Origin of the sequence: Kribbella sp. (genome assembly GCF_035687465.1) — a bacterium.
Classification (GTDB): Bacteria; Actinomycetota; Actinomycetes; order Propionibacteriales; family Kribbellaceae; genus Kribbella.
Map to the genome: position 1 here is coordinate 1 of NZ_DASRXP010000061.1, position 19,334 is coordinate 19,334.

At 67.3% G+C, this 19,334-nt stretch carries 16 protein-coding genes and 1 pseudogene; 9 read left to right on the top strand and 8 right to left on the bottom strand.

The window, feature by feature from the left end; translation table 11 throughout:
- A partial coding sequence (locus VFG33_RS03040) for a nuclear transport factor 2-like protein (protein WP_524538115.1) occupies positions 1–246 on the top strand: 246 nt, incomplete at its 5' end.
- A 266-nt stretch (positions 247–512) separates the two neighbouring features.
- Positions 513–704 (top strand): annotated as a pseudogene (locus VFG33_RS41210) (hypothetical protein); the annotation flags it as partial.
- A 108-nt stretch (positions 705–812) separates the two neighbouring features.
- On the opposite strand, the gene VFG33_RS03045 reads toward VFG33_RS41210, so the two are convergent.
- Positions 813–1,490 carry a TetR/AcrR family transcriptional regulator gene (locus tag VFG33_RS03045; protein WP_325022125.1) on the bottom strand — a complete coding sequence of 226 codons (678 nt, stop codon included), beginning with the start codon at positions 1,488–1,490 and terminating at the stop codon, positions 813–815.
- Between the two features lie 98 nt (positions 1,491–1,588).
- Here VFG33_RS03045 and VFG33_RS03050 point away from each other — a divergent pair, with 98 nt between their 5' ends.
- Positions 1,589–2,521 carry an SDR family oxidoreductase gene (locus tag VFG33_RS03050; RefSeq protein WP_325022127.1) on the top strand — a complete coding sequence of 311 codons (933 nt, stop codon included), beginning with the start codon at positions 1,589–1,591 and terminating at the stop codon, positions 2,519–2,521.
- Between the two features lie 40 nt (positions 2,522–2,561).
- Positions 2,562–3,332: a class I SAM-dependent methyltransferase gene (locus tag VFG33_RS03055; RefSeq protein WP_325022129.1), complete on the top strand. Its 771-nt coding sequence runs from the start codon at positions 2,562–2,564 to the stop codon at positions 3,330–3,332.
- Here the strand turns inward: VFG33_RS03055 and VFG33_RS03060 are convergent.
- The 4 genes from VFG33_RS03060 to VFG33_RS03075 all read right to left on the bottom strand — a co-directional run bounded on the left by VFG33_RS03060 (position 3,329) and on the right by VFG33_RS03075 (position 6,446).
- Entirely contained in the window at positions 3,329–3,856 is a 528-nt protein-coding gene (locus VFG33_RS03060; protein WP_325022131.1) for a GNAT family N-acetyltransferase, read from the bottom strand. The genes VFG33_RS03055 and VFG33_RS03060 overlap by 4 nt on opposite strands.
- Positions 3,857–4,038: 182 nt before the next feature.
- Positions 4,039–4,311 (bottom strand): methyltransferase domain-containing protein, encoded by a 273-nt coding sequence (locus VFG33_RS03065; protein ID WP_325022133.1) that lies wholly within the window; start codon positions 4,309–4,311, stop codon positions 4,039–4,041.
- An 84-nt stretch (positions 4,312–4,395) separates the two neighbouring features.
- Entirely contained in the window at positions 4,396–4,941 is a 546-nt protein-coding gene (locus VFG33_RS03070; RefSeq protein ID WP_325022135.1) for a dihydrofolate reductase family protein, read from the bottom strand.
- Between the two features lie 65 nt (positions 4,942–5,006).
- Positions 5,007–6,446: a polysaccharide lyase 6 family protein gene (locus VFG33_RS03075; RefSeq protein WP_325022137.1), complete on the bottom strand. Its 1,440-nt coding sequence runs from the start codon at positions 6,444–6,446 to the stop codon at positions 5,007–5,009.
- Between the two features lie 284 nt (positions 6,447–6,730).
- On the opposite strand from VFG33_RS03075, the gene VFG33_RS03080 reads away from it, so the two are divergent.
- The 4 genes from VFG33_RS03080 to VFG33_RS03095 all read left to right on the top strand — a co-directional run bounded on the left by VFG33_RS03080 (position 6,731) and on the right by VFG33_RS03095 (position 13,344).
- Positions 6,731–7,558 carry an SAM-dependent methyltransferase gene (locus VFG33_RS03080; protein ID WP_325022139.1) on the top strand — a complete coding sequence of 276 codons (828 nt, stop codon included), beginning with the start codon at positions 6,731–6,733 and terminating at the stop codon, positions 7,556–7,558.
- 220 nt (positions 7,559–7,778) lie between these two features.
- Complete coding sequence (locus VFG33_RS03085; RefSeq protein ID WP_325022141.1) at positions 7,779–11,441, top strand: CARDB domain-containing protein; 3,663 nt, start codon at positions 7,779–7,781, stop codon at positions 11,439–11,441.
- Between the two features lie 253 nt (positions 11,442–11,694).
- The gene (locus tag VFG33_RS03090) at positions 11,695–12,705 is read left to right on the top strand and encodes a DUF3800 domain-containing protein (protein WP_325022143.1); all 1,011 of its coding nucleotides are present in this window, start codon (positions 11,695–11,697) and stop codon (positions 12,703–12,705) included.
- A gap of 15 nt (positions 12,706–12,720) precedes the next feature.
- Positions 12,721–13,344 carry an adenylate kinase gene (locus VFG33_RS03095; protein ID WP_325022145.1) on the top strand — a complete coding sequence of 208 codons (624 nt, stop codon included), beginning with the start codon at positions 12,721–12,723 and terminating at the stop codon, positions 13,342–13,344.
- A gap of 62 nt (positions 13,345–13,406) precedes the next feature.
- Here the strand turns inward: VFG33_RS03095 and VFG33_RS03100 are convergent, their stop codons facing one another.
- The 3 genes from VFG33_RS03100 to VFG33_RS03110 all read right to left on the bottom strand — a co-directional run bounded on the left by VFG33_RS03100 (position 13,407) and on the right by VFG33_RS03110 (position 17,030).
- Positions 13,407–13,697, bottom strand: coding sequence for a hypothetical protein (locus tag VFG33_RS03100; protein WP_325022147.1), 291 nt, complete (start codon positions 13,695–13,697; stop codon positions 13,407–13,409).
- A gap of 114 nt (positions 13,698–13,811) precedes the next feature.
- Positions 13,812–16,556: an ATP-binding protein gene (locus VFG33_RS03105; RefSeq protein WP_325022149.1), complete on the bottom strand. Its 2,745-nt coding sequence runs from the start codon at positions 16,554–16,556 to the stop codon at positions 13,812–13,814.
- Positions 16,557–16,598: 42 nt separating this feature from the next.
- Positions 16,599–17,030 carry a MarR family winged helix-turn-helix transcriptional regulator gene (locus tag VFG33_RS03110; RefSeq protein WP_325022151.1) on the bottom strand — a complete coding sequence of 144 codons (432 nt, stop codon included), beginning with the start codon at positions 17,028–17,030 and terminating at the stop codon, positions 16,599–16,601.
- Between the two features lie 87 nt (positions 17,031–17,117).
- On the opposite strand from VFG33_RS03110, the gene VFG33_RS03115 reads away from it, so the two are divergent.
- A complete protein-coding gene (locus VFG33_RS03115) occupies positions 17,118–17,996 on the top strand; it encodes an SDR family NAD(P)-dependent oxidoreductase (protein ID WP_325022153.1) in 879 nt (292 codons plus the stop codon).
- Positions 17,997–19,334 lie beyond the last annotated feature (1,338 nt).

Consider the following 19,334-nt stretch of genomic DNA (forward strand, 5'->3'; position numbering starts at 1 on the left):
ACCGTGTGCGGTGAGACGAACAGCCGAGCGGCGATCTCGCTTGTCCCGCACCAGGGCATCCGGCACGAACTGCTGCGCGAATGGACCGTCGGCGCCGAGACCATCGCGGAGACGAACGTGATCTATCTGCGCCGAGACGGCAAGGAGGTCACTGTTCCTGCCGTCTCGATCTGGCGGGTCGGGGCGGACGGGCTGATCGTCGACTACCGCGTCTTCGTCGACCAGACCCCGGTCTTCGCCCCGTAACCGATGGGCGCCTACCGCTGCCCGCTCGCAGCCGGCGCGTGGGCGGGCGAGACACCCCACAAAACTGGGATAGGCGGCGCGTGGCGGGCGCCGATAGCGTCCGGAGTACCGGCGGAGAACTTGCCGGTGTCGACGATGCGAACCGGGGGACCCGAGATGACTGATGCACTGAGTTTGTTCCGCCTGATCGATGCGCAGGACCTGGAGGGAGCCGGTGAGCTGTTCTCACCGGATGCGCGGTTCGTGATGGGAACAGCGAACCGCTCGAAGGTCGCGAAGCGATTGTGGCGGGCAACGAAGCGTTCTTCAGCCAACTGCGGGGGATTCGTCATCACTTGCGGAAGGAGTGGACGGTCGAGGCGGACACCATCGCCGAGACCGAAGTCACCTACCTGCGCCTCGACGGCCAAGAGGTGACCGTCCCGGGGGTGGCCATCTGGCAGGTCGACGAGGAGGGCCTGATCGCCGCTTTCGGGTCTTCGCGGATCACGCGGCGGTTTTCGCGCCGTAGTACGAACGAATGCCCGGCTCGGTGGCAGCATGCCGCCGGGCCGGTTTCGTGCTGCTCAGGTCGGCCAGGGCGTGAGCAGGCCGCGGAGCTGGGCGTCGAGGGCGTCGCGGAGGGCCGGCCCGAACTCGATCCGCAGCGGCGCCAGGGACGGATCGGTGTCGTAGGCGGCCAGGATCGCGTCGGCCGGATGCGCGTGGGTCCAGAGCGCGCCGGCGAGCAGGCCGGCCGTGGCGATGAAACGGCCCGCGCCGTCCTCGCCGAGCTCGGGCAGGCCGGTCAGGACCGCCCGGATCATGTCGCCGTAGCTGGCGGCCGCGCCGCGCTTGAACGCGAGGGCCGCCTCGGTGGAGATGTTGTGCTCGAGCACGGCCGCCTGTGCGCTGATCAACGTGCACAGCATCGGTCGCGCCAACAAGGTGGCGATCACCGTGTCCGTTAGCTGACCGGCGCGCTCGGGCAGTGGAGCGGCCGGATCCACGCGGGCGTCCACGGCCCCGCCGAGCTCCGCGGTCCAGGTCTCCAGCTCCGAGATCAGCAGCTCGAGCAGGACGGCTTCACGGGATTCGAAGTAGTTCAGCACGTTCGACTTCGCCAGCCCGACACGACGGCTCAGCTCGTTCAGGCTGAGCTGAGCGACCGGCAGCTCGGTCAGCATCGCGCCGGCCGTGTCGAGGATCGCCTGTCGCCGCTGGGCCCGCTGCTCCTCGCTCCGGGCCCGCTGGAACGTCGTCATGGTCACATCCTACAGACCGCCGGTCTGTTGTCATCAGACCACCGGTCTGTTAACGTCTTCTCATAACAGACCGGCAGTCTTTTATTGAGGAGACCAGCATGTACGTCGTTCCCGATCAGTCCGGCAAGTACGTCGTCGTCACCGGTGCGAACAGTGGCACCGGCAAGGAGGCGACCAAGCGCCTCGCGGCCGCTGGTGCCCAGGTCGTGATGGCTGTTCGCACGGTGGCGAAGGGACAGGCCGCGCGCGAGGAGATCCTGGCGGAGTACCCGAACGCCAAACTCGAAGTACGCCGGGTCGATCTCGCGGACCTGGCCTCCGTTACGGAGTTCGCCGCCGGGATGCGCGCCGACGGCCGGCCGCTCGACCTGCTCGTGAACAACGCCGGGGTGATGACCCCGCCGAGCCGGATGACGACCAAAGACGGCTTCGAGCTGCAGTTCGGCAGCAACTTCCTCGGCCCGTTCGCGCTCACCCTGCGGCTGCTGCCGTTGTTGCTCGACGCCCCGGCGCCACGGGTGGCGACGATGAGCAGCGGGACGGCGAACTTCGGCAAGATCCAGTTCGACGACCTGCAGTGGGAGCAGCACCGGTACCGCACGACCGCGGCGTACGCGCAGTCGAAGTTGGCGGACCTGATGCTGACCAAGCAACTCGCGGCGATCAGTGCCGAGCGTGGCTGGGCGCTGCTGAGTACTGCGGCCCACCCCGGCTACACCCGGACCAATCTGCAGACGGCCGGTATCAGTCTCGGGCGCGACAGGCTGCCTGCCTGGCATGGACTCGTCACCAGGTTCAACCCGTTGCCCAAGCAGGACGTGGAGCAGGGCACCGAACCGTTGCTGTTCGCAGCGACCAGCCCTGACGCCGTCGCCGGCGCGTACTACGGCCCGTCGGGAGCACTCGGTCTCGTCGGCCCGACCAAGCTCGCGAAGGCTCCTCGCCGCGCCCTCGACGCCCAGGCCAACGCCCGGCTCTGGTCCGTTGCCGAGAGTCTCACCGGCGTCACCCTCGCCGCCAACGTCGCCTGAGAACGATGCCCAGGCAGGCGATCCTGTCGTACTCTGCGGCATGGACGAGTGGTCGAGCGGGGAACGCTACGAGCCGTACGTCGGTCGCTGGAGCCGGCTGGTCGCGAAGGAGTTCGTGGACTGGCTGGACCAGCCGCCGGGACTGCGGTGGCTCGATGTCGGGTCCGGGACCGGGGCGCTGAGCAGCACGATCCTGGACACCGCGGCGCCTGCCAAGGTGGTCGGGGTGGATCGCTCGGAGGCCTTTGTGGACTACGCCCGCCGGACCGTGCAGAACGACGCGGTCACCTTCGAAGTAGGCGATGCCGCGCAGCTCCCGTCCGGGTCCTTTGATCTGGTCGTCTCCGGGCTGGTGCTCAACTTCCTGCCCGATCGGGTGTCGGCGCTGCGCCGGATGGGCGAGCTCGGTGGAACCGTGGCCGCCTATGTCTGGGACTACGCGGACGGCATGCAGCTGATGAAGTACTTCTGGGACGCGCTGGTGGAACTGGACCCGGCCGCTGCTGAGCATCATGAGGGGGAGAGGTTCGCTTTCTGCCGTCCGGATGCGTTGGAGGAGATGTTCGCCGAGGCCGGGTTCGGCGGGGTCACGAGCCGCGGCATCGTCGTACCGACTGTGTTTCCGTCCTTCGATGACTACTGGTCACCGTTCCTCGGTGGGGCGGGAGTCGGGCCGGCGTACCTGCGAGGTCTGGACGAGACGACTCGGGAGGCATTGCGAAAAGCCTTGCAGGAAAGGGTTCCCGCGGCGGCGGACGGATCGATCGAGCTGACCGCGCGAGCCTGGGCCGTGCGCGGGACCAGCTCCTAGGTCGGCCAGTCGCTGGCGAGCAGGCCGAAGAGCTGGTCGTCCGTCCACTCGCCCTTGAACCAGGTGTTGGAGAGCCGCAGGCCTTCCAGCCTGAAGCCGAGGCGCTCCAGCAGTCGGGCCGAGCTCACGTTCCGAGCATCGCACTCGGCCGACACCCGGTGCAGCTTCCGCTCTACGAAGAGCAGCCCGAGCAGCCCGCGGACGGCCTCGGTCGCGTAACCCTGCCCCTGGTACTCCGGAGCGAAGGTGTACCCGATCTCCGCCTGCATCAGGTTCTCGTGCAGGTTCACCCCGATGTCGCCGATCAGCACGCCATCCCGATCGACCGCGTACTGGAACCACCCCGGCACCAACGGATCGCCGGCAGCAAAAGCCTCCACTGCCTTCACCGCCTCCTCCATCGAGTACGGCGCCTCCCACGACTGCCACTGCGCAACCTCAGGCACCGACCGATACCCCGAGAACGCCTCCGCATCCCCCACCCGAAACCGCCGCACCACCAACCGCTCCGTAGACAAGAACACCCGCCCAGTATCAGTCACCTCACACCGGCTTCGTGGCGGTGCAGGTGAGGAGGAGGGGGATGGGGTCGCCGGGGAGGTGGTAGAAGCCGTCGGGGGACAGCGTCATGGCGGGGTGGCGTTGGGGAGGTCTACGGGGAGTTCGGCCAGGTGGTCGATGCGGAGGCCGGCGTCTGCCAGGGCGTTCACCAGGCCGCTGACTGTCCACGGCCAGGTGATCTGGTGGTGAGTGGGGGCTTCCTGGCTAGGTCGAAGGAATCTTCGAGCACGGCGGGCAGGTCGTACACGTTGGCTTGGACGAAACGGGCCGGTAGGGCGAGCTCCTCGGCCAAGGCCGTCGCTGCTGCGATCGCCTCAGCCGAGAAGTCGGTCCCAGTGACCTCCGCGCCGAGCCGTGCCCACGACAGGGTGTCCATCCCGAAGTGGCACAGCAGGTGCAGCAACTTCTTGCTGCTCACGTCCCCGAACGCAGGCGTGCTGGTTGCGATCCATCTGCCTGCGATCGTCCATCCGGCGAGGCTAGTCGCCCGGATCCCCGGCTGTCAGGCGGATTTCACGGCGTACCAGAGGTTTGTTGCCATTGGCACCCCGGTGTTGCTGAGGCGGTCGAGCTTGACCTTGGTGCCGCCAGGGTGGTCGAAGAGGCGCACGCCGTCGCCGAGCATCACCGGGGCGATGCAGGTGAGGACCTCGTCGAGTTCGCCGGCCTCGAGGCACTGTCTCGCGATGTCGGCACCGAGGACGTTCACGTACTTGTCGCCCGCCGCCTCCTTCGCCTGCTGCAGCGCCTTCGCGAAATCATCGACGAAGGTGACGCCGGGGATGGTCTGGTCGGGCACTCGGTGCGTGACGACGTACTGCGGCCCGTCCCACCCGCCACCGAACGCCTTGCCCTCGCCCTCCCGTCCCTTGTTCGGATCGTCGCCGTCGAACGTGCGCCTGCCGACCAGCAGCGAGCCGATCCGCGGGATCAGCTCCGTGACTTCGGGGTTGGGCCCGAAGAACTCCGCCGCCCAGGACATGTCGCCACCCGCACCCGCGATGAACCCGTCCAGCGACATGGTGACTGAGTACAACACCTTGGCCATAGTTCCTCCTGCTCGATTGTCTCGGTTGCCTCCGTTGAGACGAGCGGGCGGCGGAGAACTCATCGTCAGGGTGCTGAGGGGCCGACGTCCGTCGCGGTGAGTGGGCGGTTGGTCGGGGCGGCGGTGCTGTACTCGTCGGCGCCGACGTCTGCCCGGCCCGACCGGGAGTTGCCGTCGACGTCGCGGGTGACGGTCGGATAGGTCTTGCTCGCGGCGTTGATCGCCGGGCTGCCGGAGGTGAGCCGCCGTACGCCGCCCGTCGTCAGCAATGGGTCCTTGCGGCTGAACCCGCCTGAGATGTTCCCGTTCGACGCCTGCCCCCAGAGGATGTTGCCGGACCAGGCGATGCCCTGTTGGTACGGCATCGACACGAGGGTCTTGCCCGAGTCGCCGACCAGGAGGTTGTCGGAGATCGTGCAGCCGAGGGGTGGCAGGGTCCGGACGCTTTCACCGGCGATCGCAGTACCGGAGGAGAGCACGGTGTTGAGAGCGATCGTCACGCGGTCAGGTGCGTCGTTCCCGCGACGGCTCTCGGGGCTGTCCGACGCGAGGTGGTCGCGGACCGAGCCGCTGCCCAGCACGATGCCGGAGCCGCTGACGTTCTCGACGTAGTTGTTCACGATCAGGTGGTCGTTGCCATAGATCCTGATGCCGTTGCTACCGGCAAGGATGAAGTTGCCTTCGACCCGGGACTTGTTGCCGTGCCGCAGCACGATGCCGCCGAGACTGTTGCGGATCGTGTTGTCCCGGATCGTGTTGCTGCCCGACTTCACCGAGATCGCCTCGGGGTCGCCGTTGGCCCGCTCGAACAGGTTCAGCTCGATCAGCGCGCCCGCGTCGCTCAGCGACCGTCCGCTCAGGCCGAGCCGGATCGGCTCGCCGCCGTTGTCGCCGGTGAAGGTGTGGTCGGAGAAGTAGTTCCGCTGCACCAGAACCCCGCGGGCCATGCCGGCCGAGCCAGGGCCTTCGATGCCGAGGAAGACGCCCAGGGTCGACTTGCCGTGGAAGTGGTTCCGGTCGAGCTTCGTGTTGTCCGCGCGGACCAGCACCCAGTTGAGGCCCGACGAATCGGTGAACTGGAAGTCGTTGCGGGTGAGCCGGATCCCGCTGCAACTGGTCGGCAGGTCGAGCGTGCTCCGCTGCCGGAACACGAATCCGTTGATCGTCACGTCCGACGAGTCGGCGAAGGTGAAACCGCGCTGGCCGGTCAGGATCACCTGGTTCCGCGTCTCGGCCAGCACGGTGATCGGAGCGGCCGCGGTCCCGTGCTTGCCCTGGAACGCGAGCGGCCGGTCGGCCGGTACGTCGTACGTCCCGTTGGCGAGCACGATCCGGGCACCGGGCCCGGCGGCAGCGATTTCCTGCCTGAGTTGGTCGAGCGTGGTGGCCCGAGTGGCGCGAGGCCCGGTGGTGGTCGGTGGTCTGCTCTGTACTGCCGCGGCGGGAACGGTCAGGCCGGCCATCGTCAGCGCAGCGGTCGAGGTCAGGAAGGTACGACGGTGCATGGTGTCCTCCGGGATCATGGGGGCGGTGTCCGGGGTCGCGCTCAGTCTGTGGTGGATCAGCTGGCTTGGCAAGCGCTTGCCGGTCAACTGTGTACCGATCTCCCGCCCGCCGGAACCGGGTTGCCCGAGGGTTCCGCCGGGCGGTCGGCGCGGGCCGCGCCGGGCCCGGTTGCACGATGGGTGGAGAGGTGGTTTCGAGCTGTTGTGGTGGCTGCGGTAGATTCGCGACAATCGGTCTTTTCGGATAGTGACTCAGCGAACACGGAGCGAGGTGGGGCGAGGCGATGCCTGACGGCGAGCAGCGGCCCTTCGTGCCCGAACTAGACACCAACCGGCCGAACGTGGCCCGTCTCTACGACCTGCTGCTCGGCGGCAAGAACAACTTCGAGCCCGACCGGCAGCTCCTCCAGCAGGTGCTCAAGATCGCCCCGGAAGTCCCCGAGTTGGCGAAGGAGAATCGTCGCTGGCTGGCCAAGGCGGTCGACCGGATGGTCCGCGAGGGCGGGATCAACCAGTTCCTCGACCTCGGTGCCGGGCTGCCGACCGCGGAGAACACCCACGAGGTCGCGCAGCGGGCGGATCCGGGCGCGACCGTGGTGTACGTCGACAACGATCCGACCGCGATCGCGCACGGCGAGGCCCTGCTGGTCGACGAGAAGCAGACGTACTTCGCCGCCGGCGACCTGACCGATCCCGCGGCCGTTCTCGCCGACCCGGTCGTCACGAACGCGCTGGATCTGAACCGCCCGGTCGGCCTGATGCTGGGCATGGTGCTGAACCACGTGCCCGACACGGAGCATGCCCGCGAGTTCATCGGCGCCTACATGGCGGCACTGCCGTCCGGTTCCTATCTCGCGATCTCACACCCGAGCAACCCGCGCGACGGTAGCCGCCTCGCGGAGTTCTCCTCGGCGGTGGAGGACAAGCTGAAGGTCGCGTTCGACGACCTCTACTTCCGCACCGGCGAGGAGATCGCCGGCCTGTTCGACGGCCTGGAGATCCTCGAGCCCGGCCTGGTCGGCCTGAACGAGTGGTGGCCGCCAGGAGAGCACCTCGCCACCCCGAACGGCGCGAGCCGCCTTCTGCTCGCCGGCCTCGCCCGCAAGCCCTGATCCACAACTCCTGACTCACCGAGCCCGGTCTGCCTCTCCCAGGCAGGCCGGGTTCTGTCATGTCCGGGGCCGGGGACTGCACGGTGATGTTTTCGAAGTGTGACGAGCCGTTGACGAACAGATAACCAGCCTGCAAGCTTTGGCTACCGTTCTGCAAGAAGTAAGCAACAACTGCGCAAGAACCTGCCCCCTCGTCTCCCGCCCGAAACTGAGGACACCCATGAAACGGATCCAGCCCCGATGGCGGCTGATCAGCGGCCTGCTCGCGGCCGCCCTGATCCTGGTCGGCGTCGCGCCGGCCCCCGCCTCCGCGGCCGATGCCGCCCTGCCCAAGACGTTGTCCGCCAGCAGTTCACTGCCGGAGTACCCGGCCGGGAACAGCGGTGACGGCAACCAGAACTCGTACTGGGAAAGCAACAACAATGCCTTCCCGCAGTGGCTCCGGGCCGATCTCGGTGCCGCCGCCAGCGTGAACCGCGTGGTGCTGAAACTGCCCGCCTCCTGGGGCGCGCGGTCGCAGACCCTGGCCGTCCAGGGCAGTACGAACGGCACCTCGTACTCCGACATCGTCGCCTCGGCGGTGTACAACTTCGCCCCCGGCAGCGCCAACACGGTGACGATCTCGTTCCCGGCGACCACCACCCGCTACGTCCGGCTGAACATCACCGCCAACACGGGGTGGCCGGCCGGTCAGCTCTCGGAGTTCGAGGTCTGGGGTCCGACCACCGGTGGCGACACGCAAGCCCCCACCGCGCCCGGCAACCTCACCCTGACCCAGCCCGCCACGGGACAGATCAGGCTGAACTGGACCGCGTCGACCGACAATGTCGGCGTCACCGGCTACACCGTCTACCGCAACAACGCGGCCGTGACGACGGTCGCCGGCAACGTCCTCACGTTCACGGACAACCAGCCCGCCTCAGCGAACCTGGAGTACTACGTCCGCGCCCGTGATGCCGTAGGCAACCAATCCGCCGACAGCAACCGGGTCCTCCGCAGCGGGCAGGCGGGTGGCACCAACCTGGCCGCCGGCAAGCCGATGGAGGCATCCTCGTCGGTGTTCAACTTCGTCGCGGCGAACGCGAACGACGGCAACATCGGTACCTACTGGGAGTCCAACGGCTTCCCGTCCACGCTGACCGTGAAGCTCGGCTCCAACGCCGAGGTCAACACGGTCGTGGTCAAGCTCAACCCGGACTCCGCGTGGGGCACCCGGACGCAGAGCATCGAGGTGCTCGGGCGCGATCAGGGCTCGACGACCTTCACCTCCCTGTCGGCCCGCGCGAACTACATCTTCAACCCGGCGACGAACCAGAACTCGGTGGAGATCCCGGTCACCGGCAGCGTTGCCGACGTACGGCTGCAGGTCTTCAGCAACACCGGCGCCCCGGGTGGACAGGTCGCCGAACTGCAGGTGATCGGCACGCCGGCACCCAACCCGGACCTGGTGGTCAACTCGGTGAGTTGGACGCCTGCCTCCCCGAACGAGACCAGCGCCGTCACGCTCTCGGCAACCGTGCAGAACATCGGCACAGCGGCCGCCGGCGCGACGACCGTCAACTTCAACCTCGGCGGCACAGTCGTGGGCAGCGCTCCGGTCGGTGCACTCGCCGCAGGCGCCTCGGCCACAGTGTCCTACAACGCGGGACCGCGGCCGCAGGGCAGCTACTCCGTCGCGGCGGTCGTCGATCCAACCAACACGATCGTCGAGCAGAGCGACACGAACAACAGCTTCACGGCAGCATCGCAACTGGTGATTGCGCAGGCTCCGGGACCTGACCTGCAGGTCACCGGGGTAACAACCAACCCGGCGAGCCCGGCGGTCGGCGCGCAGGTCAGCTTCACGGTCACCGTCAACAACCGCGGTACTGCGGCATCGGGGGCGACCAGCGTCACTCGCCTGGCCGTCGGCGGCACCACCTTGAACACGAACACCGCCTCGATCGCGGCGGGTGCGACCGTCACCGTGGCGGTCAACGGTACCTGGACCGCGACCACCGGCGGCGCCACCATCACGGCTACCGCCGATGCGACCAATGTGGTTGCCGAGACCAACGAAACCAACAACACGCTGTCCCAGTCGATCGTGGTCGGCCGGGGCGCGGCTGTCCCGTACGTCTCCTACGAGGCCGAGGCAGCGAGCTACCAGGGCACGCTGCTGCAGACCGACCCGCTGCGCACCTTCGGGCACACCAACTTCGCGACGGAGTCCTCCGGGCGGCAGTCGGTGCGGCTGAACAGCACGGGCCAGTTCGTGGAGTTCACCTCGACCAACCAGACGAACTCGATCGTGGTGCGCAACTCGATCCCCGACTCGGCGAACGGCCAGGGCATCGACGCCACCATCAGCCTCTACGTCAACGGGACCTTCGCGCAGAAGCTGAACCTGTCATCGCACTACAGCTGGCTGTACGGGAACGTCGACGGACCCGAGGCCCTGACGAACACTCCCGGTGGTGACGCGCGCCGGCTGTTCGACGAATCACATGCGCTGCTGAGCTCGTCGTACCCGCCCGGTACGAAGTTCAAGCTGCAGCGCGATTCGGGTGATACCGCGTCGTTCTACATCATCGACACGATCGACCTCGAGCAGGTGGCTGCACCGTCGAGCCAGCCGGCGGGCTGCACCAGCATCACGCAGTACGGCGCGATCGCGGGCGACGGGATCGACGACGCGGACGCGATCCAGCGGGCCGTGACGGACGACCAGAACGGCGTGATCAGCTGCGTCTGGATCCCGGCGGGGCAGTGGCGCCAGGAGAAGAAGATCCTCACCGACGACCCGCTGAACCGGGGTCAGTACAACCAGGTGGGTATCAGCAACGTCACCATCCGCGGTGCGGGCATGTGGCACTCGCAGCTGTACTCGACCATCGAGCCGCAGAACGCGGGCGGCATCAACCACCCGCACGAAGGCAACTTCGGCTTCGACATCGACAAGAACACGCAGATCTCGGACATCGCGATCTTCGGGTCCGGCCGGATCCGCGGCGGTGACGGCAACGCCGAGGGTGGCGTCGGCCTGAACGGGCGGTTCGGTACCGGCACCAAGATCACCAACGTGTGGATCGAGCACGCGAACGTCGGGGTCTGGGTCGGGCGCGACTACGACAACATCCAGGAGCTGTGGGGTCCGGCCGACGGGCTCGAGTTCAGCGGGATGCGGATCCGCGACACCTATGCCGACGGCATCAACTTCACCAACGGCACCAGGAACTCGAAGGTGTTCAACTCGTCCTTCCGTACCACCGGCGACGACTCGCTGGCGGTCTGGGCGAACAAGTACGTGAAGGACCAGGCCGTGGACGTCGCCCACACCAACTCCTTCACCAACAACACGGTCCAGCTGCCGTGGCGGGCCAACGGCATCGCGGTCTACGGCGGCTACGACAACAAGATCGAGAACAACCTGATCTACGACACGATGAACTATCCGGGCATCATGCTGGCGACCGATCACGACCCGCTGCCGTTCTCCGGGACGACGCTGATCGCCAACAACGGGCTCTACCGCACCGGCGGGGCCTTCTGGAACGAGGACCAGGAGTTCGGTGCGATCACCTTGTTCCCGCAGAACCTGCCGATCCCGGGTGTCACCATCCGCGACACCGACATCATGGATTCCACCTATGACGGCATCCAGTTCAAGACCGGCGGCGGCCTGATGCCGAACGTCGCGATCACGAACGTGAAGATCGACAAGTCGAACAACGGCTCCGGGATCCTCGCGATGGGCGGAGCGCGCGGTAACGCCACTCTCACCAACACCACCATCACCAACTCCGCCCAGGGCAACATCCTCATCGAACCAGGCTCCAGCTTCACCATCGCCGGAGGCGCAACCCCCCAGTCCGCCACAGCCCGAAACCTCCCCACCCCCTAACCGCCCCCAAAGCCCCGGGACCCGCCCGCACCTCAACCGGGTCCCGGGGCTCTGCCCTGCCTGGCCAAACCTGTGGCGTCGCCTCGGCGCTTCGGCGAGGATGGGGGTATGTCTGCTGGTTTGGCTGCCGCGTACTGAAGCCCGGGGCTTGGTCCCCGGGTGATCAGCGCTTGAGAGCCGGGGTTGGTGCTCCGGCTTTGCCGCCCTGCCTTCGTCGGGGCGTCGCGTATCGGCAGCCTGTCAGGGAGTAGACGTGCAAGCACGCATCATCGAGGTCGCGGGAGACGAGTCCGGGTTCTCCGGTTCGAACCTGATCGATCCGACCACTGAGGTATTCACCCATGCCACCCACCAGTTGAGTCCGGAGGTGGCCCAGTACTGCGTGGATGCCGCTCGCGCCGGCTCGCCGTACTCGGTCGGTGAGTACAAGTCCAACCAGTTACTCAGACCTAAGCAGCGGCCCCTGCTCGACTGGTTGCTGGGGGCAACCGGTCCGCTCTATGGCAAGGCGCACGTGCATCTCACCGACAAGCCTCTCTTCATGGCGAACAGGCTTGTGGAGCTGTTCCTCGGGGAAGCCGGTTACGCGTCGATGACGAGCCTCGACCAGGATCCACAGAGCGGCGCGACTGCCCTGATGCTTCACCGTCAGGCCCCCGCCGCGTTCGGCCTGGATCAGTGGCATGGCCTGCTTCAGACCCTCATCGCCGTACTACGAGCCAAGCGGCGAAAGCAGTTCGACATCCTGGTGGACAGGTTCTTCCACGAGGTCGACGTACTGCAGTCGCCTGGTGTGCCTGGCGAGGTGATCCGTCGCCTGAGCCAGGCTCGCGGCCGGGTGGACTCGCTGCCGGCCAGATTCCGGGACGACCGGGTGCTGCCGCCACCGCTGGAGCCACTGATCCCCGCGATCATCGACGCCGCCCTGCATTGGGGCGCGACCGGCCGATCTGTGGTGATCGACCACGACGAGCAGAGCGCCTTGACCGGGCATCGCCTTGCCCAGATCAACCAACTCCTGCTCTCGCACGACTGCCGGCCGCTCACGGTACGGCGGGTCGACTCGCGCACGGATCCCCGCATTCAAGTAGCTGATCTCCTGGCCGGAGCAGCCCGCCGGATCATCACCGCGGAGCTCGACGGGCAGGGGGATCCTGACCTCACCGCCTTGATCCGCCCGTATCTCGCCCCGGCCTCGATCTGGGCCGATTCGCGGCTGACGGCTAACCTGGGGTCCCAGCGGGCGGAGGAGACCCTCGCGTGAAACCTCGGAGGACCGATGACGATCCTCGTGCTGATGGGTCCACCCGGTTCCGGCAAGGGAACCCAGGCAGAGGTGCTGGCCGGCCGGCTCGGGATCCCGGCCATCTCCACCGGTGACATCTTCCGCGCCCAGGTCGCCGCCGGGACGGACCTCGGGCAGAAGGCACACCGCTACCTCGACGCGGGGGAGTACGTCCCCGACGAACTGACCAACGCGATGGTGCGGGAGCGGCTCGAAGACACCAGTTCGGGGTTCCTCCTCGACGGCTACCCGCGCACGATCGAGCAGGTGAAGGTCCTCGACGACCTCCTCACGGCCCAGGACCGTCAGCTCGACGCGGTCGTGGTCCTAGAGGTCGACCGTGACGAACTCGTCGAGCGCCTGCTCCTCCGCGCGCAACTCGAGCACCGCTCCGACGACACCGAAGAAGTCATCCGGCGCCGCCTGGAGATCTACACCGATCAGACCCATCCGCTGATCGAGGTGTACTCCGGCCGCGGCTCAGTACTCCCGGTCGTCGGCGCAGGCGAGATCCACGAGGTCTCCGCACGCATCCTCGCCCTCGCCGAAACCCTGCTCCAGCAAAACGCCCGTGACAAAGGCCAGGTTGAGCCTGGCCGCGGTACCGGCGACGGGTGAGTGTGCGGGAGGGCGTGGAGGAGCGCGACCGTGCCGGCGAGACGTGAGCTGCGCGGTTCGGGTCAGCCGACGGGTTGGCGGACGTAGGTGCGGGCGACCTCGATGCCGAAGACCTGCGGCTTTCCGGCCGGTTCCGGGCCGAGGACCTTTGCGAGCGCCGGGCCGAGCCGGTCGGCGAAGAACCGGTCTGCGTGCTCCTTCGACTCCCAGAGCGTGACGACCCGGAGCCCGTCGTCGGTCGACCCGACGTACCGCGCCTCCAGACCAGCCGGTTCCGCGCCCAGCTGACCCATCACCTGGTCGAACTGCTCGATCGACCGGAACGGCGGGGTGGCGACTGCGATCCACTTCATGATTGCTCTCCTTCGTCCTGCGGCAGCTTGTCCGCCGCACGACCAAGGTAGGAAATCCCCACCCGCCCCGAATCCGCCGAATCACTCATCCTGCTACTCACCAGTTGGCGCGACTCATCTCGAGACGCGGGCGCTCCAGACTGCGATCTGACTGCGGGTTCCGAAGCCGAGCTTGGTGAGGATGTGCTGCACGTGGTTCTGCGCCGTGCGTTCGGAAATGAAGAGCCGCTCCGCGATCTGCCGGTTGGTCAGCCCCTCCGCGACCAGCTTCGCCACCTCGTCCTCCCGCGGACTCAGCACCGCGGAGTCGCCGTTCACCAGTGCCTCTGTCCGATCGACATACGCGCTCATCCCGAGCGACCTGGCCAGTCGATCGGCGTCCTGCGCGTGCACCCTGGCCCGATCCCGATCACCCGGACCGTTGCGCTCGAGCAACGCCACCGCCAGGTGATACTGCGACTCGGCAACGAACCCGGGCGCTCCCGCCCGCTCCGCCTGCCGCCTCGCGAACTCCAGATCCTCGATGGCTCTGTCCGCCATCCCCAGTACGGCGGCAGCACGTCCGAGGGCGAGCTCAGTCGGCCCCATATACGCGACGCCGTTGCCCACAACATGTTCCCCGCGAAACGCTTCGAGCCGTTCCATCAGTACTGCGAGTTCGTCGTACCGGCCGAGTCCCTCGCACGCGAGCACGGCGTACACATAACCAGGCAGGACGAAGAACGCAGGCAGCGACCAGGCTTCGATCGGTCCGGCCTGCTGGTACGACGCTGCTGCCTCGTCCGGCAGCCCGGCGCACAGCAGCAGATGCGCCCGGGAGAGCCGGGCCATCATCGCGAACCGCGGCGGCGGTTCGTGCACCTGCCGTACCAGGACTGCCGCGTCCTCAGTGAGGCCGATGTGACCGGCGAGTGCGATCTGCAGAGCGAGGTAGGCACCCGTCGCGGGAGCGGGTTCGACGACGCGCATCCGGTCGAATCCCAGTCTTCCCAGGCGCGCTGCCTCGGCGTACCGGCCGCGTGCCTGCGCGATACACGCGGCGACGCGATCGTGATGCCAGGCGCTCACCGGTCCGCCGAGACGCTCGACCGCGACCCGCAGCGCTGGCAGTTCCTCGGCCGCGGCGGCGAGCTGCCCGCTCTCGATCAAGGCATCGAGCCGCCAGATCTCGCCCCACATCGCGGATCGGGCGCTGCCGGTCCGCTGCGCGAGCGCAAGCATCTCAGTTGCCAGCAACAACCGCTCCGCCCGGCCCGCCGGCCCAGGACACGCCTCCTGTCGAGCCCTCAACGCATCAGCCAACGCCTGGTCGTCCTGCGACTTGCGGGCGAGGTCGAGCGCCTCGACGCTGAGCGATTCGAGCCTCTCCTGCTCACCGTCGTAGAAGGCGAGATGGCTGCGCTGCGCCAGCAGCCTTGCCCGCAAGGCCTCGTCCGTCCTCCCGGCGAGCGCCTCCTCGCACAACTGCTTGGCCGTGGCGTTGATCCCGGCATCGGGCACGGCCTCGAGGATGAGCGCCGCCTCGCCCAACAACTCGGCGCTGCCTGCCGTTCGTGCAGCATCCGCGGCCGCCACAGCCGCAGTACGGCACGCAGCCAGATCGCCGGCAAGGTAGGCCGCTCTGCCAAGTGTTATTTGCACTCGGCAACGTTCCGCATCAGGCATCGGCGCTGTACCAAGCGCAGCTCGATACAGCCGCACGCCTTCCTCATACGCAAGCTGCCGTACTGCATTGTCGGCGGCAAGGATCAACCACTTCCGCGCTGTGTCCCGTTCGCCGTACGGCGCCAGCTCGAGCCGGTGCCGGGCGATGTCGGCCAGGTGCTCTGACAGGTCGTCGGCGAACTGCGCCTCCAACGCCTCGGCCACGGCCCGATGCAAGGCACCTCTCTCGGCGGTGGACAGCGAGGCCTCGACCGCGTCGCGAGTGAGCGCATGGACGAACCGGTGCTCACCGGTGTCGCCGACTCGATCCAGCAGACCGAAGGCGATGGCTTCATCGACGAGCGGCAGACACTGCGCGATGGGTTCGCCTAGCGTCGCTGCGACCAGGGCCAGCTGGAAGTCGCGTCCTACGATCGCCGCTGCCTGCACCAGCCGACGGCAACCTTGCGAGACCCGGTCGACCCGAGCTCCGACGATCTCCAGGACTGTCCGTGGTGGCCGGTCCGCCCGCCATGAGCCGTCCGCCATCGCTCGGGCGATCTCCCCGACGAACAAGGGGTTTCCACCGGTGACCTCGTGGATCGCCTTGGCCTCATCGGTGCTTGCCGTCGGCAATTGCTCGTGGACCTCGCCTGCGTCGAGCCCGCGCAGTTCGATCCGTTCCACCGACGGTGACCGCAGCAGCTCGGGCAGCAGCCGGGGGAGAACGCTGGCCGGCTCGGCGTCGCGGAAGGTGGCCAGTACCAGCACCTGGGAATCGGACAGCCGGTCGGCGAGATGGCGTAGTACGCGAAGTGAGGTCTCATCCGCCCAGTGGATGTCGTCCAGCACGACCACGAGTCCACCGCTTCCACCGCTGCCGCGAATCGCCTCGGTGACCTCGTCGAACAGCCTGAACCGATCCTCCGGTGCCTCGGTGCCACCGGCGAGGACAGCATCGGCGGAAACCCCGAGGGCGCGCAGTACCTGAATCCACGGCCAGTACGCCGGCGCGCCCTCGGTCTCCACGCAACGCCCCCAGGCGACCGTGCAACCTCCAGCCAGCGCACTGCCGGCGACTTCCTGCGCCAGCCTGGTCTTACCGACCCCCGCCTCCCCGCCACACAACACCAACCGCCCGCGCCCCTGCCGAGCCTCCTCCACCCAGCCCCGCAGTGCGCCGAGCTCCCGCTCACGCCCCACCATCCCCGTCATTCCCACAGCATCACCCGCCACCGCCGGACTGGGAAGGGGACCTCAGCCGGCCGTGGCGTCGAGAACGTCGAGGATCTCGTCCAGAGCCGTTCGCTGGGCAGGTCTGAGACCAGCGAAGATTCGCCGGATCGCGTCTTCGCCGGCGGCTGTACCGGCGACCAGAGCGGCAGCTCCTTCGGCCGTGAGACTGACGAGCTTTGCCCGCTGGTCCTTGGGATCAGGGCGGCGTTCCACCAGTCCGTCCCGCTCCATCGTCTCGACCGCTTGGGTGATCGAGCGGGCGGCGAGGCCTAGCTCGGTCGCGAGTGCGGCCTGTCGGAGCGAGCCGTGCCGGTCGAGTACCTGTAAGACCTTCGTTCGCGCCAGAGACGGACCGTTGTCGGCCATCTGGCCGTCGACCGCCTTGCGGATCCAGTAGGCCGTCGAGAGATACCTCAGGCCCACCTCTGCAGGCTTGGGCGAGCGGTTGCGCATCGGACTCCTTCGAGCTCATTTCGTGAGGTACCTCAGTGATGATAGATTAATGAGGTACCTCACGAACAGTGTGGAGTTGAGCCAGTCATGGACAGCAGACCTGTCATCGTCATCACCGGCGCCACCAACGGTCTCGGCAAGCTGGTCGCGCTCGACCTCGCGGAGCGGGGGATCCGCCTGGGTGTGGTCGCTCGCAGCCAGGACAAGGTGGATGAATTGCGCGCTGAGATCGGCCGGCTCGCTCCGGCCGCGTCCGTCGACGCGTTCCTCGCGGACCTCTCGTCACTCGCGGAGGTGCGCCGGGCGGCCGCGGAGATCGACGCCCACTACGAGCGGATCGACGTCCTGATCAACAACGCCGGTCTGCACGCGTTCTCGCAGCGCGTGACCGTCGATGGCTTCAGCGAAATGGTGGCGGTCAACTACCTTGCGCCCTGGGTGCTCACCAACGCCTTGCGGGAAAAGCTGATCGCCTCGGCGCCGGCGCGGGTCGTCACAGTCGCGTCCGAGGCCGCGCGGCAAGCCGGCGACATCGTCCCGGCCCGGGATCTGGTCAGTACCGAGGACTACACCCGGCGAGAGTCGTCAAAGCTCTACGGCAGAACGAAACTGATGGACATCATGTTCAGCCAGGAGCTCGGCCGTCAGTTGGCCGCCACGGGTGTCACCGCGAACTGCTGCGACCCAGGCTTCAACACCAGCGGTCTCGGCCGGGAACTACCTGGATCAGGTGTCCTGGAGAAGATCCTGAAGACCCTCCGCATCGGTGACCCCCGACGAGGCGCCGCAATAATCAGCCGCTTGGCCGCCGACCCTGCCTTTGCCACCACAACCGCCGGCTACTTCTCCGTCAAGAACGCCGCCCTGCTCGAATGCCCACTCCCCGGCCGCCCCGAGCGCATCCAGCAAGACCTCTGGACCACAACCACGAAACTCGTCGAAACCCGCGTCCCGCCATCCAGCTGAACGGTCCGATCCAACGCTTTCGTACAGGTCGGATGCGATGGGGCACCGGGTGTGGTTGCTATCAGCAACTGTATGACGTGCGACCGGGTCGGGTTGCGCGCCGGAGTTCATCACCGGCTGTGGTTGCGCCGGCACGCGCGGCATGGCCGAGGCGGGTGGTTCCTGTGGACAACCCTGGTTCATTCGCCCCGTCTTGACGTTCTATGGATGGGTGGCTTGACAGGCGCTCTGTACGCCGGTGCGTTGGGACTGTGGTTGCGCCGACGCATTGGGGCTGTGGTTGCGCCCGGTGCATTGGCAGTGTGGTTGCGCGGTCTCCGCTGCGTGATGGTGCTAGCCGAGGTGGTGGGTGTCAAGGGCGCTTCGCGGCCCTGCGGGCTCGAAACAAGTTTCGACCCTTGACACCCACCACCTCGGCCAGGGAAGGACGCAGCTACGCGGATCCGCGCTGACGTGTGAGCTGCATTCAGGGGATTCCGTTCGCCCGGGTGGTTCCGGTGTTGAGGGGTGAGCTGCATCTAGTAGTTCCACCTGTCCGGCGAATCCGCCGAGAGCGGTGCCCGGCCCCACCGGCATCTACAGAACTCGCAGAACCCTGTCCAGTAACCGGTTTCCCGGGTGGGGTCGGCGAGTTCGGTAGGTCCGGATGGTGGGCCGCGCGTCGCGCAGTAGCGTGGTTCCGCCAGCTGACGGCTTATGGGACCGATGCCGGTCTACTGGGCGCTATCGGTCGAATAACCTGCTATCGGCGGTAGGCGCGTCCGGGTGGATGCCGGGTCGTTGGGCCGATGCCGGTCTGTAGGGCGGTATCGGTCGAGCAGGCGGGCATCGGCGGGGGCGGTCACTGGTTGGTCCGCCTGGTGGTGTGCTCGTTCCGCCAGGTGGTTCGCCTGGGACCGGGGCGGTGATTGAGTCGGGGGTTCGGACAGGTAGTGGGGACCTCGGACAAGGTATTTGTTGTCCGAAGCCCCGATTTGGTGTTCAAGGTCCGACAACCTGACCGAGATTCGGCCGGCGGCGGATGAAATCGCCGGATTCCTTACCGTGGAAGGCGTTCGGCCGCCCCCCGACGTAGTCCCTTGAACTTGTGGCCGTTCTTCTCAGCGGCTCCGGGCGTAGCTGCGTCTTTCCCTGGTCGTGGTGAGGTGTGTCAAGGGTCGAACTTGTTCGAGCCCGAAGGGCCGCGAAGCGCCCTTGACTCACCTCACCGCGACTAGCAAAATCACGCAGCCCGGCGACGCGAACCACCCACACCTACCGCCCGACGAACCACCCACACCTACCGCCCGACGAACCACCCACACCTACCGCCCGACGAACCACCCACACCTACCGCCC

Coding starts and splice junctions, on each gene's coding strand:
- VFG33_RS03045 (WP_325022125.1), bottom strand. CDS start 1,490: ATGACGACGTTCCAGCGGGCCCGGAGCGAGGAGCAGCGGGCCCAGCGG.
- VFG33_RS03050 (WP_325022127.1), top strand. CDS start 1,589: ATGTACGTCGTTCCCGATCAGTCCGGCAAGTACGTCGTCGTCACCGGT.
- VFG33_RS03055 (WP_325022129.1), top strand. CDS start 2,562: ATGGACGAGTGGTCGAGCGGGGAACGCTACGAGCCGTACGTCGGTCGC.
- VFG33_RS03070 (WP_325022135.1), bottom strand. CDS start 4,941: ATGGCCAAGGTGTTGTACTCAGTCACCATGTCGCTGGACGGGTTCATC.
- VFG33_RS03075 (WP_325022137.1), bottom strand. CDS start 6,446: ATGCACCGTCGTACCTTCCTGACCTCGACCGCTGCGCTGACGATGGCC.
- VFG33_RS03080 (WP_325022139.1), top strand. CDS start 6,731: ATGCCTGACGGCGAGCAGCGGCCCTTCGTGCCCGAACTAGACACCAAC.
- VFG33_RS03085 (WP_325022141.1), top strand. CDS start 7,779: ATGAAACGGATCCAGCCCCGATGGCGGCTGATCAGCGGCCTGCTCGCG.
- VFG33_RS03095 (WP_325022145.1), top strand. CDS start 12,721: ATGACGATCCTCGTGCTGATGGGTCCACCCGGTTCCGGCAAGGGAACC.
- VFG33_RS03100 (WP_325022147.1), bottom strand. CDS start 13,697: ATGAAGTGGATCGCAGTCGCCACCCCGCCGTTCCGGTCGATCGAGCAG.
- VFG33_RS03105 (WP_325022149.1), bottom strand. CDS start 16,556: ATGACGGGGATGGTGGGGCGTGAGCGGGAGCTCGGCGCACTGCGGGGC.
- VFG33_RS03110 (WP_325022151.1), bottom strand. CDS start 17,030: ATGCGCAACCGCTCGCCCAAGCCTGCAGAGGTGGGCCTGAGGTATCTC.
- VFG33_RS03115 (WP_325022153.1), top strand. CDS start 17,118: ATGGACAGCAGACCTGTCATCGTCATCACCGGCGCCACCAACGGTCTC.